The 15,522-nt window shown below is 55.4% G+C and carries 13 protein-coding genes; 10 read left to right on the top strand and 3 right to left on the bottom strand.

Features of this window, described 5'->3' with window-relative positions; translation table 11 throughout:
* Nucleotides 1-410 precede the first annotated feature (410 nt).
* Entirely contained in the window at nt 411-2,162 is a 1,752-nt protein-coding gene (locus tag ABD931_RS27415) for a hypothetical protein (RefSeq protein ID WP_345271239.1), read from the top strand.
* Nucleotides 2,163-2,228: 66 nt separating this feature from the next.
* Here the strand turns inward: ABD931_RS27415 and ABD931_RS27420 are convergent, their stop codons facing one another.
* Nucleotides 2,229-3,248: a transglutaminase domain-containing protein gene (locus ABD931_RS27420; protein ID WP_345271240.1), complete on the bottom strand. Its 1,020-nt coding sequence runs from the start codon at nt 3,246-3,248 to the stop codon at nt 2,229-2,231.
* Between the two features lie 78 nt (nt 3,249-3,326).
* Here ABD931_RS27420 and ABD931_RS27425 point away from each other — a divergent pair, with 78 nt between their 5' ends.
* From ABD931_RS27425 to ABD931_RS27435, 3 genes are all read left to right on the top strand, one after another.
* On the top strand, nt 3,327-4,280 hold the full coding sequence (locus ABD931_RS27425; RefSeq protein WP_345271241.1) for an SGNH/GDSL hydrolase family protein: 954 nt from the start codon (nt 3,327-3,329) through the stop codon (nt 4,278-4,280).
* An 84-nt stretch (nt 4,281-4,364) separates the two neighbouring features.
* Nucleotides 4,365-4,583 carry a hypothetical protein gene (locus ABD931_RS27430; protein ID WP_345271243.1) on the top strand — a complete coding sequence of 73 codons (219 nt, stop codon included), beginning with the start codon at nt 4,365-4,367 and terminating at the stop codon, nt 4,581-4,583.
* A gap of 135 nt (nt 4,584-4,718) precedes the next feature.
* Nucleotides 4,719-5,972, top strand: a complete 1,254-nt coding sequence (locus tag ABD931_RS27435) for an MFS transporter (protein WP_345271244.1) — start codon at nt 4,719-4,721, stop codon at nt 5,970-5,972.
* A gap of 85 nt (nt 5,973-6,057) precedes the next feature.
* Here ABD931_RS27435 and ABD931_RS27440 read toward each other — a convergent pair whose 3' ends face one another.
* A complete protein-coding gene (locus ABD931_RS27440) occupies nt 6,058-6,222 on the bottom strand; it encodes a hypothetical protein (RefSeq protein WP_345271245.1) in 165 nt (54 codons plus the stop codon).
* 305 nt (nt 6,223-6,527) lie between these two features.
* Between ABD931_RS27440 and ABD931_RS27445 the strand changes: the two genes are divergently transcribed.
* Nucleotides 6,528-7,343: an SMP-30/gluconolactonase/LRE family protein gene (locus ABD931_RS27445; RefSeq protein ID WP_370469362.1), complete on the top strand. Its 816-nt coding sequence runs from the start codon at nt 6,528-6,530 to the stop codon at nt 7,341-7,343.
* A gap of 58 nt (nt 7,344-7,401) precedes the next feature.
* Here ABD931_RS27445 and argH read toward each other — a convergent pair whose 3' ends face one another.
* On the bottom strand, nt 7,402-8,751 hold the full coding sequence (argH, locus tag ABD931_RS27450) for an argininosuccinate lyase (RefSeq protein WP_345271248.1): 1,350 nt from the start codon (nt 8,749-8,751) through the stop codon (nt 7,402-7,404).
* 173 nt (nt 8,752-8,924) lie between these two features.
* On the opposite strand from argH, the gene ABD931_RS27455 reads away from it, so the two are divergent.
* The 5 genes from ABD931_RS27455 to ABD931_RS27475 all read left to right on the top strand — a co-directional run bounded on the left by ABD931_RS27455 (nt 8,925) and on the right by ABD931_RS27475 (nt 15,519).
* The gene (locus tag ABD931_RS27455) at nt 8,925-10,070 is read left to right on the top strand and encodes a DUF819 family protein (RefSeq protein ID WP_345271249.1); all 1,146 of its coding nucleotides are present in this window, start codon (nt 8,925-8,927) and stop codon (nt 10,068-10,070) included.
* A 97-nt stretch (nt 10,071-10,167) separates the two neighbouring features.
* On the top strand, nt 10,168-12,633 hold the full coding sequence (locus tag ABD931_RS27460; RefSeq protein WP_345271250.1) for an HRDC domain-containing protein: 2,466 nt from the start codon (nt 10,168-10,170) through the stop codon (nt 12,631-12,633).
* A gap of 51 nt (nt 12,634-12,684) precedes the next feature.
* Nucleotides 12,685-13,383 (top strand): pseudouridine synthase, encoded by a 699-nt coding sequence (locus tag ABD931_RS27465; RefSeq protein WP_345271252.1) that lies wholly within the window; start codon nt 12,685-12,687, stop codon nt 13,381-13,383.
* 154 nt (nt 13,384-13,537) lie between these two features.
* On the top strand, nt 13,538-14,488 hold the full coding sequence (locus ABD931_RS27470; protein WP_345271253.1) for an aldo/keto reductase: 951 nt from the start codon (nt 13,538-13,540) through the stop codon (nt 14,486-14,488).
* Nucleotides 14,488-15,519 (top strand): zinc-binding alcohol dehydrogenase family protein, encoded by a 1,032-nt coding sequence (locus ABD931_RS27475; protein ID WP_345271254.1) that lies wholly within the window; start codon nt 14,488-14,490, stop codon nt 15,517-15,519. Before ABD931_RS27470 ends, ABD931_RS27475 begins: the two co-directional genes overlap by 1 nt.
* The last annotated feature ends 3 nt before the right edge of the window (nt 15,520-15,522 follow it).

Genomic DNA, 15,522 nt, shown 5'->3' on the forward strand with positions numbered 1-15,522 from the left:
AGTCAGGTAGTTAGCGTTTTACATAGGGCTTTTTTTGTTCAAAAAGAATGTTTGGCCATAGGCTAAAAAAAGCTGCCCTTTTTCATTACGCATAGTTTTTGGGGTAAACCGACACAACGTATTAACCAAACAGCGTCCAATTTATGCAGAGATTATCCCTGCTTCGACCCGCCCACGGCGTATTTTTGATGGGTATGTTACTTACTTTACCGGCGCTGTCTCAACAGACAGACCCTGTCCGTACAACCGATTTACGGGCCGACACCACAACCACAATGGCACGGGACCGATGTGAGCCCGTTGAAAGGATCTGGCGTCTGGGTAAAGGAGTATACATGGATACCGTCCGTAGGTCCGATTTCCGGGCCCGTAACAGCAACATCGCCATAAATGATGATTGCGACACAACAATGCAAACCTTTATGCTGGTTCGGCGGCCGTCGCCCTGGCGTATTGGTCTGTTCGCCGGTCCTAATTTTGCCTACTGCGGCACCTGGGATAATACCTTCGGCAGTAATTTCCGGGACCGTACGCTGTATAACGGTACGGGCTTTAACCTGACAGGAAACGTCGATTACCTCCTGTCGCAGTCCACCCGGCGTCTGCGCTTTGGCCTCGGAACCGCTTTTGGCTACCAGAATTATTGGACCCGGCGCCAATACCGTGATGAGCTGACCGCCCAGGCCGTGCAGGCCGGTATTCCTGCTAACCAATTGGTGTTTAAGAACCGGCCATCGGAAGATATGTTCCTGACCGTTGGTCCGATGCTCTCCTGGGTGTTTGCCCGCAGCCGGCGCAATCCGAGCTGTGTTTCGTTCCTGGAGTTTGCCATTCGGGGGGGGCTTTTCCGGACCGAAGCGGCTACCATTGCGGCTTATGTGCCTTCGCAGAATAACCGGCTTTTCCGCTACGTCAACATCAGCGACCGACTGTACCATTTTGGGGGTCTGGGCTCGCTGGGGGTTTATTTCCCGTTGCGGAACAACTGGCATCTGGGTGTACAGGGGCAGGCATTTTATACCGGTCTGAATTACCTGATTGTGAATCCGGATAATAACAACCCCAACTCGCTGCTCGAATACTTCCGGCGTCATGGCGGCTTCAACGTGGGCCTGGGTGTGCGCAAGGGTTTTGTTCAGAAGAAGCTGATCCCGACCGCCCCGGTTGTCTGCCCAACCTGCGACTCGATACCCGAACTGCAGGTTAGCCTCAATAATGTATCGCTGGCTGGCAGAACACTGCGCCAGGACAGTCTGCAGCAGAACATCCTGCCGGTCATAAGCTGGCGCAGCACCACGGTTAATCCGCGTAACGAAACCTTTACAGCGCGTCTGCATTACAAATCAGATTCGCTGGCCGGCACACCAGACCGGATCATTGCCGAATCGGTCAACACCACCGGCACAACGCTGGCCTTCCCGACTAATCATGTCGACGCGACCGGGCTGCCGCTGCGGGGCTTCTATTACGTAACGGTTCACAGCCGGCAGGAGGCCAAATGCGGAGCCTGTATGAGTGAGGTGGCTACCACGAGCTTTGCGCTCCTGGCACCGCAGGGCTGCGAATACCGGCATAACTACGATCAGCTCACCTTTAAGTTCCACCTGACCTACGACGATACCTTTACGGTATTCTGTAACTGTCCGGGTCAGGAGCGGCAGCCGATTGGTACGGTACGGGGTCGCCGGCGGTTCTACAACTGGAACAGCCTCGGTCTGGATGGCCTGACCGGCAGCTCAACAACGAACACGATCACTGTTCAACTGGGCGATACGCTGGATTACGTAACCACTGATCCGACGGCACGCCTGACCGACGCAGCGTACTCGGCCGTACGGGCAACCCGGGATGAACTGGCCCGGCGCATTGAGCAGGCAGCCCAGAACAATCCGGCCCTGCGCGGCAAGCGGCCACGAGTGGTCTTCGACGAGATCCGGGGCAGCTACAGCATAGAGCAGACCAGACCTTGCAATGGCGAGACCACGGTTGCTCCGGCGCAGCGGTATAACTTCTACTATTTCAACCGGACCAACGATTATACGCTGGACTACCTGGGTACCAACACTATGACGGTACCGGCTCCGCAGCTTCTGCCGCAGACGCAGTTACAGCGCAGAGCAACTCCGCAGCGGAGAACAACTACTCCCCGGCGCAGACGCTGATCAGTAAATAGTATGTAACAAAAAAGAGCCCCGAATACATTCGGGGCTCTTTTTTTGCGGGGGAGGCTAGCCGTTTAGTACCGTAAAGGAGGCAATACCTTCGTAGGACTTGACCCGTTCAAAAGAAGCCTTTTTGGGTTTGGCAAAGACATAAAGCGTGGATTTGCCGGCCGGCATTTTCACCTGTAGCGTGTATGCATTGCCGCTCCGGCGAATCGACACCGGCAGGTTATGCGCCGTGCCGTTGCCCGGCCGGCTGTAGGAGCACATGAACTCAACGGGCTGCTCGGGATTAGTCAGCGTCAGCGAAACAGTTTCGGCGGAACGGATAAGTCCTTCTTTGGGAAAATCATCATCAAAACCCAGCCGGAAATACGCATCGTATAGTTTCGGATACCGGTCGAACTCCGCTTTGGATACGGGCGAGCCCAGCAACTGCCAGCGCGGATCGGCAGGAAAGTGGGCCGCCACAAAACGCTGGGGTTCCGTCAGAAAGTAAAAATCATTCGGTTTGCCGTTTTTCATGGTCGTGCCGGCCCAGGCGAGATCCAGCAAATACCAGTCGCCGTCGAGTTTTACGGCATTCCACTCGTGGTCGATAGGGCCGACGGGCACACCGGCCTGAGCATCGTCGGAGCGGGCGTACCCTTTAACGCTGACCACCTCCACGCCCGCCCGGCGGAGCAGGTGTTTGTACAGCAGTGCAAAACCCGTGCAGACTGTCCGGCGGCTGCGCAGCACTCCGTTGGCGTACGTTTCCTCGGAATGATACCGGCGACCGGAGTACACGGCATCATCATACCGCACGTGGCTGAGTATCCAGGCGTATACCGAGCGGGCCTTGGCCAGATCGCTGCGGGCCGGCGAGGTGAGGTATACACTAAGGGTGTTCAGATCCTTTGTAAATTGCTCGGGCGTGTTCCGGGCATAATTATCGATAACACTGTAATCACTCTCAGGTGCCGGCTTAGTACCAGCGTTACCGGCTGGCAGAGCCCAGACATCGGCGGTGGGAGTGGGTACGGCAGGAGGCACAAAAGAAGTGCCTGCAAAGACTAAAAACGAAACCAAAAGCGGTTGGATCATATACTGTACGCATGTCAAACTCACAACCAGATAACACCAATGCACCATTTTTTATTGCTACTCCTCGTATACATCCGGATGTCCGCTGCAAAAAAAAATGCTTTTCTGGCGCTGACCGTTCCCGGCCTGCTGGTTTTTTTGCCGACACAGGCCGGGCCTTTCCCCAAAGGAACCAAACGCATCCTGTTCCTGGGCAACAGCATTACGTATGCGGGTACCTATGTCGCGGCCATTGAAGCATACTGGCTCACGCACCACCCCGATTCGCATTATGAATTCATCAATGCCGGTCTGCCCAGTGAAACGGTGTCCGGCCTGAGCGAGCCCGGCCACGCCGACGGCCGTTTTCCCCGGCCCAACCTGCGCGAACGGCTGCACCGGGTGCTGGCCCAGACCCGGCCCGATGTAGTCTTTGCCTGCTATGGCATGAACGATGGGATTTATATGCCCCTGGCCGATGACCGGTTTACAGCCTACCGGGAGGGCATGTTGTGGCTGCATGCCGAATTGAAACGGAGCGGTGCCAAACGGATTGTGTTGCTGACCCCACCGGTGCATGATGACAAAACACTGGGAACACAGGGCTATAACCGCACGCTGGATAGGTACGCCGACTGGCTGCTGGCCCAGCGCGACTCGCTGCGGTGGGAGGTGGCAGACATCCATTTTCCCATGACCCGCTTTCTGGAGGAGCAACGCAAAACCGATCCGGGATTTAAACTGGCCAATGATGGGGTACATCCCGGAGAACAAGGCCATTGGCTGATGGCGAAAGCGGTACTCCAGTACCTGGGCGAACCTATTCCGGACACGGCTACCCTACAGTCGAGTGTAGCGGTACACCCCAGGGGAGAAACTATAAGGCAGTTGGTGGGCGAGCGGCAGACAATGATGAAAAACGCCTGGCTGGTTTTTACCGGTCACAAACGCCCCGACATGCCGCCGGGGGTACCCATGACCGACGCCCGCAGCCGCTACAAACAGATTGGCAAACAAATCCGGGCCACCCTGAACGGAAGGCCGAATAACTGAACCTGTTCTGGTGATTTCCCGTCAGGATCAGATCCAAAAAAAAGTTTGTACCTGTTGGTTACTTATGCTAACAGTTATCGTCAAATGGGAAATTTACATTCGGGTCTGATCCAAATGCATATACTTGGCCTCCTTCTTTGTGTAGGTTCGCTGATTGGAGCTGGTATCCCGCTATCGTTCGGATTACTCTCCTTAGACGGCTCTACGCAAAGCAGACGCCGGTTTAGAACCTGGTTCCAGATTGCGGTACTGACGCTGCTCCTGTCATTACTGTATATCTGGTATCTGATCAACCGCTATTGATAGCCTCAGGGCGGTACTAATGCGCCAATTTACAGTACTTTCCCGGTAGTAATGAACTGATTTTTCGGGATTCTGATTACAAGGGAAAGCGCGTGCCGGCGGATTGTTTACCTTGCCGGCCCATTTCCGTTTAGAATGACCTACACTGAATTACCGCACGATCCATACGCGGCCTTACGCATACCCGAGTTTCGCTATTTTGTTGCCAACAGTTTCCTCATTACCGCCGGCCTGCTCATTCAGGAAGTAATTCTGGGTTATGAACTGTACAGGATCACCCGCGATCCGCTGGCGCTGGGGCTGGTTGGTCTGGCCGAAGCCCTGCCGTTTATCGCCATCGCCTTGTTTGGCGGGCACCTGGCCGACCGTCGTAATAAGAAGCGCATCCTGCAAAACAGCCTGATCGTAATCCTGCTGGGCTCCGTTATTCTGTATCTGGTGTTTCAGCCGACGGTGGTGGTCCGGTTTTCGCAGGCTGCCCGGCTGGCCATTATATACGGCGTGCTAATGTTGATTGGCGCGGCCAAAGGTTTTTACTCGCCGGCCAGTTCGTCACTGAAGCCGTTTCTGGTGCCTCGTGCGTTGTACCCAAACTCCTCTACCTGGAGCAGTTCGTTCTGGCAGGCGGGGGCCATTGTGGGGCCGGGCGTAGCGGGCTTTCTGTACTACTGGCTGGGCCTCGACAACTCGCTGCTGGTGGTGATTGGGATGCTGGGCGTTTGTTACCTGCTGCTGTCGATGATCCGGAGCCGGCCGGTACCGGTCAGCGATACGCCACAGGGCAATCTGCTGAGCAGTCTGAAAGAAGGCTTCCGGTTCGTATTCGATAACAAGATTATTTTTTACTCCATCTCCCTCGATCTGTTCTCGGTGCTGTTTGGGGGTGTCATCGCCATTCTGCCGGTTTTTGCCGAAGATATTTTACAAGTAGGAGCCAAAGGACTGGGCTTCCTGCGGGCGTCACCATCAGTCGGGGCTATTGTAACCATGCTGCTGATGGCCCGGTACCCGCCTACGCAAAATGCCTGGCGCAACATGCTGCTGGCCGTGGCCGGTTTTGGGGTATTTACGCTGGTGTTTGCAGCTTCAACTAACTTTTACCTCTCGTTGCTGGCCCTGGCCCTGACGGGGGCATTCGACAGCGTCAGCGTAGTGATCCGACAAACCATTTTACAGGTATTTCCTCCCGATCATATGCGGGGGCGGGTAGCGGCCGTCAACGGCATGTTTGTCAGTTCGTCTAACGAAATTGGAGCGTTTGAATCCGGCGTAGCGGCCCGGCTGTTCGGTACGGTACCCTCGGTGATGCTGGGCGGGGTGGTTACGCTACTCGTGGTAGCGTATGTGTATGGGCGGACGAAGGATTTGTTTTCGGTGAAGCTGAGTTGAGTTGGTTGATTAGTTAATTGGTTCATTGGTTATCTGGTTCATTCGTCGACAGGTTAACCAATGAACCAATTAACTAATCAACCATTTATGCCAGGCCACCCTGGCCGTAGACATCCCGCAGAAACTCCTCAACGTTAATTTTTTTGTTTAGCAAGACCCGGTTGTTGAATACCTCCCAGAAAAGCTCATCGGATAGGTCATAGTCGCGCTGCAGCCGGATCATGTCCCGGATACTGTCTTTAAGGGGCATAGCAGGCCGATGGGGCCGTGCAATTGCTGTTGCATAGTTCTCCATAACACTGATAAAAAGGTATTTGAGGTTGTGCGTATCTAAACACCCTCATTGTCAGATTGTTCACTAGTTTTTCTTCATACTTGGGAAATCATTAGAAAAATCTAAAAAGGCAGTTGTTTTCTTTGGTGCAGCGTAGGTTTTGACCAAATAATTTGCAACTGCTGGTTTATTGCTATTTTTTTGCTTCCCAAAGCCTTTCGATCATGCGAAAATCACATATGACTGTTGCCTTGCTGACAGGTCTGCTTGCCTGCGGCCTGATGGCGTTTCTGCCCACCGGTAAACCTAAACCCGTAAAACTAGTGAAGGCCTGGGAGACCGATACTACCCTGCGCGTACCGGAATCGGTGCTGTACGACGAAAAAGGGAAGGTGCTGTACGTGGCCAACATCAACGGTAAAGCCGATGAGCTGGACGGTAACGGCTTTATCTCTAAAGTGTCACTGGACGGCAAAATTGAAAACCTGCGCTGGACCTCCGGCCTGAATGCGCCGAAGGGCATGGGTATTCACGATGGTAAACTGTACGTAACCGATGTGTACCGGCTGGTGGTTATCAATCTGGCTAACGGGCAGGCGGAAAAAACGTTCGACGCCGTGGGCAAGGGCGCATTTCTGAACGATGTAACGGTGGCCAAAGACGGTACAGTCTATGTGTCGGATAATCGTAACGACAAGATTTACCGGCTGAAAGATAATATGTGGGAAGTCTGGATGGAAGGTGAACAGCTCAACCGGCCCAACGGCCTGCTGGCGGTAGACAAAAACCGGATGATGGTCGGCAGTACCAAAATTGGGGCGCTGCGGTCGCTGGACCTCAATACCAAAACCATGATGACCATTGCCGACGGCATGGGAAACACAGACGGCATTGTGACCGACGGTAAAGGCAATTTCTTTGTATCGGACTGGGCCGGGCAGATCTTTCACATCACCGCCGACGGGCAGAAGCTGCAACTACTGGATACCCGCGAGCAGAAAATAAATTCGGCCGATATGGAGTATGTCCGCAGTAAAAAGCTGCTGGTGGTGCCGACGTTCCTCGGTAACAAGCTGATTGCCTACCGGGTGGAGTAGCCGGCAGGCTAACGTATTGTTTACTAAAGCGGACGAACCCTTTCGTCCGCTGTATTTTTTATGCCAGCAACCGGGCAACAGCATTGTTTACCCGCTCCATGCCAAAGCCCTGCATGGCCGATTCCATCTGCTGCACAATCTGCTCGTTACCCAGGTTGCCGATGCTGCCTTCGTGGGTGTGGTTCAGTTGCCGCGAGGCCGTATACGTGCCGTCGTTGATTTCCTTGCCCACAATCCGGTAAGCCTCCCGGAACGGTACACCCTGCAACACCAGTTCGTTCACGCGCTCCACGCTGAACAGCAAATCGTATTTGGCATCATCGAGCAGGTTGGTTTTGACCTGAAGGTGTTCCAGCATGAAGTCGGTAATGTCCAGGCATTCCAGCATATCGTCGAAGGCGGGCATCAGCACTTCTTTCAGGATCTGCATATCGCGGTGGTAGCCGGAGGGCAGGTTGCTCATCACCAGCGTGACCTCCATCGGCAGGGCTTTCATCCGGTTGGTTTTGGCGCGGAGGAGTTCAGCTACATCCGGATTTTTCTTGTGTGGCATAATGCTGCTGCCGGTGGTAAGCGCGTCGGGCAGGGTCAGGAAACCGAAGTTCTGGCTGTTGTACAGGCAGATGTCCATGGCCATCCGCGAGAGCGTAGCCGCCACGGCGGCCAGGGCGGTCAGCGCCGTCTGCTCCGTTTTGCCCCGGCTCATCTGGGCGTACACCACGTTGACGTGCATACCTTCGAAACCGAGCAGTTCGGTGGTCAGCGTACGGTTGAGGGGGAACGATGAGCCGTAGCCGGCCCCGGAGCCCAGCGGGTTGCGGTTGGCCAGCCGGAAAGCCGTTTGCAGCGTCAGCATATCATCCGCCAATGCTTCGGCATACGCCCCGAACCAGAGGCCGAACGACGACGGCATGGCGATCTGCAAATGCGTGTATCCCGGCAGCAGATCAGCCTTGTGCTGCTCCGACCGCATAATGAGCCGGTCGAATACCCGCCGGGTGGCTTCGGCCACCTGCCAGAGCCGGTCGCGGGTAAACAGCTTGAGGTCTACCAGCACCTGATCGTTGCGCGAGCGGCCGCTGTGAATCTTCTTGCCGACATCGCCCAGTTTGCGGGTCAGCATCAGCTCCACCTGCGAATGCACATCCTCCACCCCCTCCTCAATCTGAAACCGCCCCTCCCGGATCTCTTCGAAAATAACTCTTAACTCATCACTCATAATTCTTAACTCCTCCCCCTCTAAGAGTCCAATCGTTTCCAGCATCCGGGCGTGCGCCAGGTTGCCCAGCACGTCAAAGGGAGCGAGGTAAAGGTCCATCTCGCGGTCGCGGCCAACGGTAAAGCGTTCAATTTGCTCAGATGCCGCCGTGGATTCGGTGGAGGTATTTTCTTTTTGCCAGAGTTTCACAGTGGTGAATGAGTGAATGAGTGAATGAGTGAAAGAGTGATTTTCTGACGCGCCAGGTTAAACGCACTCAATAGCGCCCGGTTGTTTTAATGAATATGAGGGGCAAAGGTAGGAGGTTTTGCGCATTTGGCGCTAACTTGAACGGCTTTGCCAACTACCTATTGTAACCTGCCGTGACCGACTCGCTGTTTATTCTGTTCGTTCTCTGCCTGAACGTGGCCATCTGCGAATGGCTGAGTACCAAACCCTTCCTCCGCCACCTCGGCACCGCGCTGCTGGTGATTATCCTAACCGCCATTGAAGCCAACTTCGGCCTGATTCCCACCACCGATACGCCCCTGTATGACGGCATTTTCAGCTATCTGGCTCCGTTCTCGCTTTTTGTGCTGCTGCTGAATGTCAACCTGAAAGATCTGCGGTTGGTAGGCTTACCCATGCTGACGATGTTTCTGGTCGGGGCGGTGGGGACTATAACGGGGGTGGTGGCGAGTATGTGGCTGTTTGCCGGTCCTGAAACGGTGGGGACGCTGTATTATGCGCTGGCGGGGATGTTTACCGGTACCTACATCGGTGGCAGTATCAATTTTCATACCGTGGCGCTGCACTATCAGGTTGCCAAAGCCGGTACGCTCTTCACGGCCGCCACCGCAGCCGATAATATCCTGACGGCGGTCTGGATGGTGGCTACGCTGGCTCTGCCGCAGTATTTGCAGCGGGTAAGGCCCCGCCGGCATGTACCCTCAACGTTTACGTCGATTCCCGGCGCAGCCCAAAAACAGTACAACGATACCGAAGACCTCAACCCCAGAGATCTGGGGGTCCTGCTGGCGCTGGGCGTAGGCGCTATTTTCCTGTCGCAGCGGCTGGCGGCTCTCGTTTCGGCCATTCCTTTTGTGCTGATCCTGACCACCCTTGCCCTGGTGCTGGCGCAGTTTCGGTGGGTGAATAAACTGCGGGGTAGCCGGCTGCTGGGCCTTTTTGGCGTCTACCTGTTTCTGGCCGTGATTGGTGCATATTGCGATATTGCGGCCCTGCTGCGCGATGGGCAACTGGCGGGCGTGCTGTTCGGCATGATCTGTCTGCTGGTAAGTATTCACGCGCTGATCCTGTTCGGCATCGGGGCTTTGTTCCGGCAGGACTGGGATGTGCTGGGTATTGCTTCGCAGGCCAATATCGGTGGCGCTACCTCGGCGCTGGCGCTGGCCCGCAGTCTGCAACGACCGGATCTGCAATTACCGGCGGTGCTGGTCGGATCGCTCGGCAACGCCATCGGCAGCTACCTGGGGATTGCCGTAGCGGAGGTGCTAAAGTCATGGTAAATGCGTAAATTTGGTAGACACAATCGTAAAAATTCAAGCGATTGTGGCCTGAAAGTGACTTTTAACGTCTCAACGTGACGAACGATACCAATTGATAATGGCTGCCCCCGTAAATCCCAAACTTGATCTCGCCCGCAACTTTGTCCTGTACACCAACCGCAACATTTTCCTGACCGGCAAAGCGGGTACCGGCAAAACAACCTTTCTGCACGCCATTAAAACGCAGACGGCCAAGCGGCTGGTGGTAGTAGCCCCTACGGGCGTAGCGGCCATCAATGCCGGGGGCGTGACCATTCATTCGTTTTTTCAATTACCATTTGGTCCGCTGATACCGGGGGCGCAGCGGGAGGCCCGGAAGTTTGGCCGGGATAAGATCAATCTGCTGAGAACTCTCGATCTGCTGGTGATCGATGAGGTTAGTATGGTGCGGGCCGATGTGCTGGACGGTATCGATGAGGTGCTGCGCCGGTTCCGGCACCGCCCGGAGCCGTTTGGCGGGGTGCAGTTGCTGATGATCGGCGATATGCAGCAATTGCCGCCCGTGATCCGCGATGAGGAGTGGGCGCTGTTGAGTCCGCACTACAGCAGCGGCTATTTCTTCGGCAGCAAGGCGTTGCAGAATACGCCGTATGTCTCCATCGAACTGACGCATATCTACCGACAGTCGGATAACCGCTTTATCGAAATACTGAACGGTGTCCGGGAAAAAAACATCACCGCCCCGCAATTAGAAGAACTGAACCGGCGGCACCTTCCCAACTTCAAACCTGCTGAGGAGGACGCATACATCACCCTGTCGACGCATAACGCATCAGCCCAGCAGATCAACAGCCGCCGGTTGCAGGAACTGGCTACGCCGTTGGTCCGCTTTGAGGCCAGTATCGACGGCGATTTTCCCGCCCACGCCTACCCGGCCGATGCCGAACTGGAACTGAAAGTAGGGGCACAGGTGATGTTTATCAAGAACGATATGTCGCGGGAGAAACGGTTCTACAACGGCAAGCTGGGCCGGATTACCGAGATTGCGGAGGATGTCATCTTCGTGAAATCGGCCGACAGTGCCGACGAGATTGCCGTGCTGCCCGTCGACTGGAGCAATCATAAATACAGCCTGGACCCGGCAACCAAAGAAATTAACGCCGAAGTCGTGGGTACCTTCCGGCAGTACCCGCTGAGGCTGGCCTGGGCCATCACCATCCACAAAAGCCAGGGCCTGACGTTTGAGCGGGCCATTATCGACGCCGGAGCCGCCTTTGCGCACGGGCAGGTATACGTGGCCCTCAGCCGCTGCAAAACGCTGGAGGGCATTGTGCTGACCTCGCCCATTCCTCTCAACAGCATCAAATCGGAGTCGGTGCTGGACGATTTTCACCAGGAGGTGCAGACGAAAACCCCCTCAGAGCAGGAGCTGGAAAATTCCCGGCGTCTGTTTCAGGAAAACCTGCTGACCGAACTATTTTCGTTCCGGCCGACTTCCTACCCCTACCAGCGAGCCCAGAAACTGGTGCAGGAGCATACCAGCAGCGTAGATGCCCAACTGGTGACGGAGCTGGCGCGAATCGGCACGGTGCTGCGCGAAAAAGTGCTGGACGTAACCGGGCGTTTTCAGAACAGCCTGGCGCAGTATTTTGCCGCCGGTATAGCCCCCGAGGAGAACGCGGCTTTGCAGGAGCGGCTGACCAAAGCGGGTGGCTACTTTAAAGAACTGCTCTGGACCGATCTGCTGCAAAGCCTGCACCGGCTGCCGACCGAGTGTGATAACAAACAGGTTCGGGAAGCGTTGCTGGAGTCTTTGCGGGAGCTGGAAAAAGAACTGTTCGTCAAGCTGACCTGCTTTGAAAACTGCCAGGACGGTTTCCGGGCGCTGGCTTATCTGAAAGCCCGAAATCAGGCCGAGCTGACGTTTAAATCCAATATCGGCAAAGTACCGGAAGCCGAACAAACGTCGGCATCGGACGAAATTGCCCACCCGGCGCTCTACAAGCTTATTGTGAAATGGCGTGATGCCCTGGCAGCCGAGAGTGATGTGTCGGGCTATATGGTGCTGCCCCGCAAAACCATGCAGGAACTGGTGCGCCAACTGCCGCAGACGCTGGAGGAATTGCAGGCGGTAAAAGGCTTCGGCAAGACTAAAACCCGTCAGTTTGGCGATGACCTGCTGCAACTGATCCGCGACTGGTGTACCGCCAACGGGGTCACCAAAGAGGAGTCGCCGGCTTCGGCTAAACGGCAGAAAGCCGAGAAGCCGGAGAAACCCGCCAAAGGCAGTACGTTTCAGGTGAGCTTCGATGCGTTTAAAGCCGGTAAGTCCGTCGCCGACATTGCCGCCGAACGGGCCCTCACCGTATCAACCATCGAGAGCCATCTGGGCCGGTACATCAAAACCGGTGATTTGTCGGTGTATGACCTGATTCCCCGCCAGAAGGCCGACCATATCCGGGCCTATCTGGACGAACACAAACCGGCTTCGTTGAGTGAAGCCAAGAGCGGCCTGGGCGAAGACGTATCGTTCTCCGAGATCCGCTGGATGTTTGATACCCTGCGGTTGGAGGAGGGAACTTAAGGGCTGTAAATCGGTTTCTTTAACCGAAATATCACCGAAACCATATTCTGCTTGTCGCTTTCCGTACTGTACCAATCTGCCGATTTAGTTGCCATCAATAAGCCGCATGGCTTGCTGGTTCACCGTTCTCCCATTGCTAGTGATGCCAGTGAATTTGCTGTTCAACTGCTCCGCGACCAGTTAGGCCAACGTGTGTATCCGGTCCATCGGCTCGACCGGAAAACCGGCGGGGTACTCCTCTTTGCGCTCAGCGAAGCCATGAACGCCATCATGCAAACGCTCTTTGCCGAGGGCAGGGTACACAAAACCTACCTGGCCATCGTTCGCGGCTACACCGCCGATTATCAGGAAATTGACTACCCGTTAAGGAGGGAGGACCGGAACGCCGGCGCGGGGGAACTGCAGGACGCCTTCACCGTCCTGAAAACCCGCCAACGCACCGAAGTTGATCTGCCATTCGGTAAACACGCCACCTCCCGCTACTCGCTGGTGGAACTGACACCGACCACCGGACGAATGCATCAGCTTCGTAAGCATATGGCGCATATTCTGCACCCGATTATCGGTGACCGGCCGCACGGCTGCAACAAGCAGAATAAGCTGTTCAAAGAGCGCTTTGCGATGGATACCATGCTGCTGCACGCCCAGACACTTCGCTTCCGGCATCCGCTGTCGCAGGAAGATATCAGCATTTCAGCACCGTTGCAGGCAGAGTTTACCCGAATGCTCAGCCTGCTGTTCGGGCAGTAAGAGCCCCACAATTACCTTGCGATAGGTTATAAAACCGGCTTTTTGCGCTTTACCAGGTAACAACGCGATATACCGTGACAGGTCGCGTTTCGGATGATCAAGGCCGTACGTCCGGCAACGCAGTCAATCCAAAATCCACAATTCGCAATCGTAAATGGAGTATAGACGACTGGGGCAAACCGATATGGACGTTTCCATTATCGGGTATGGTGCCTCACCACTCGGCAATGTATTTACCGTTAACCCGGAGGAGCAGGGTATCCGGGCGGTGCATACCGCTATCGACCACGGCATCAACTTTTTCGATGTAGCTCCTTTTTACGGAGATACCCTGGCCGAAGAACGTTTGGGTAAGGCGCTGCTTTCGAAACGGCAAAACTTGTTTCTGTCAACAAAATGCTGCCGGTACGGTAATGGCGTATTCGACTTCTCCTACCAGCGTGTCCTCAGCAGCATCGACGAGTCGCTGAAACGCCTGCAAACGGATTATGTCGACCTGTACATCGTCCACGATATTGAGTTTGGCGATCGGGAGCAGATACTCAACGAGGCTATTCCGGCTGTCCTGAAAGTGAAAGAGCAGGGTAAAACCCGGTATGTGGGTTTCTCAGGCTTGCCTGTCCGGTATCTGGCGCAGATTGCCCGTACGGTACCGGTAGATGTGGTGCTTTCCTGGGGCCATTACACGCTGCTAAACGACGAAATCAATGACGAACTCGCCCCGTTGTCTCGTGAAAAAGGGTTTGGGCTGATGAATGCCGCGCCCTTGCTGCAACGCATTCTGTCGGATGCACCAATCCCGGCCTGGCATAATGCCCCGCAGGCTATCAAAGACATGCAGCCGAAGTTGCTGGCGCTTTGTCAGGACTATGGTGTGGCTCTGAGTGATGTGGCCCTGCGGTACGCGCTCAACAATCCGGCTATTGCCACCACCATTGTCGGGCTGGCCGAACCGGACTATGTCGAAAAGAATGTACGGGTGCTGGATTTTACCATACCCGAAGGCCTACTTGACCAAATTGAAAATGCGGTAGCGCCGGTGAAAAACCAGATGTGGTTTGAAGGCAAACCCGCCAATAATATTCCTAAACCAACGACTGTCTGATGGAGAAAATACGTGCCTTGGTGTTGCTTGAACCCGGCCGCACCGAAGTTCAGGAGATTGACATGCCCCAACCCGGCGCAGGGGAGGTGCTGTTGCAGGTAAGCCATGTGGGTTTCTGCGGGGGCGATCTGAACGGCTTCCGGGGTCTCTTCGAATTACAGGAATACCCAAACGTGCTGGGCCACGAGATCGGGGCTACCATTGTGCAGACCGGGCCGGGTGTTCCTGATAATTTCCGGCCGGGAATGCGGGTCACCGTTAATCCGTACCTGAATTGTGGCGTCTGCATCGCCTGTCGCAAGGGACGCCCGAATGCCTGCCAGGATAACAAGACCATGGGTGTGCGCCGGCCCGGCGGTATGACCCGGTATATTGTAGCGCCCTGGGAAAAACTGTTTTCGTCAGACAAACTGTCCCTGCGCGAGCTGGCGCTGGTGGAACCGCTGACGGTTGGTTTTCACGCGGCTGCGCGTGGCCGGGTGGCTGCGGGGGAGAAGGTGGCCGTTATTGGCTGCGGCATTGTTGGCCTGGGTGCCGTGGCGGCTTCAGTCAGCCGGGGAGCTGAGGTAATTGCTATCGACATCGACGATTCTAAAATGGAAATTGCCCGCAAAGCGGGAGCTGCGCATACCATCAATACTACCAAAACCGACCTGCATGAGGCCCTGATGGAAATTACCAACGGCGATGGTCCCGATGTGGTTATTGAGGCCGTCGGTAATGCGGCTACGTACCGGGCTGCGGTAGATGAAGTGGCGTATACTGGTCGGGTTGTTTACATCGGCTACGCCAAGCAACCGGTTCCCTACCAGACCGGAACTTTTGTGCGGAAAGAGATTGAGATACTGGGCTCCCGCAACTGCCTGGGCGACTTCCCCGACGTGATACAATACCTGGAATCCGGTCGCTTTCCGGTCGATGCCGTCATTAGCCGGACCGTATCACTGGACGAAGCGGGTGCTGCTTTGGCCGAATGGTCGGCGAACCCCGGCCCGATTACCAAAATCATGGTTGAACTGGAACGGGCCTAACGC

This window comes from Nibrella viscosa (assembly GCF_039541875.1).
Taxonomy (GTDB): Bacteria; Bacteroidota; Bacteroidia; order Cytophagales; family Spirosomataceae; genus Nibrella; species Nibrella viscosa.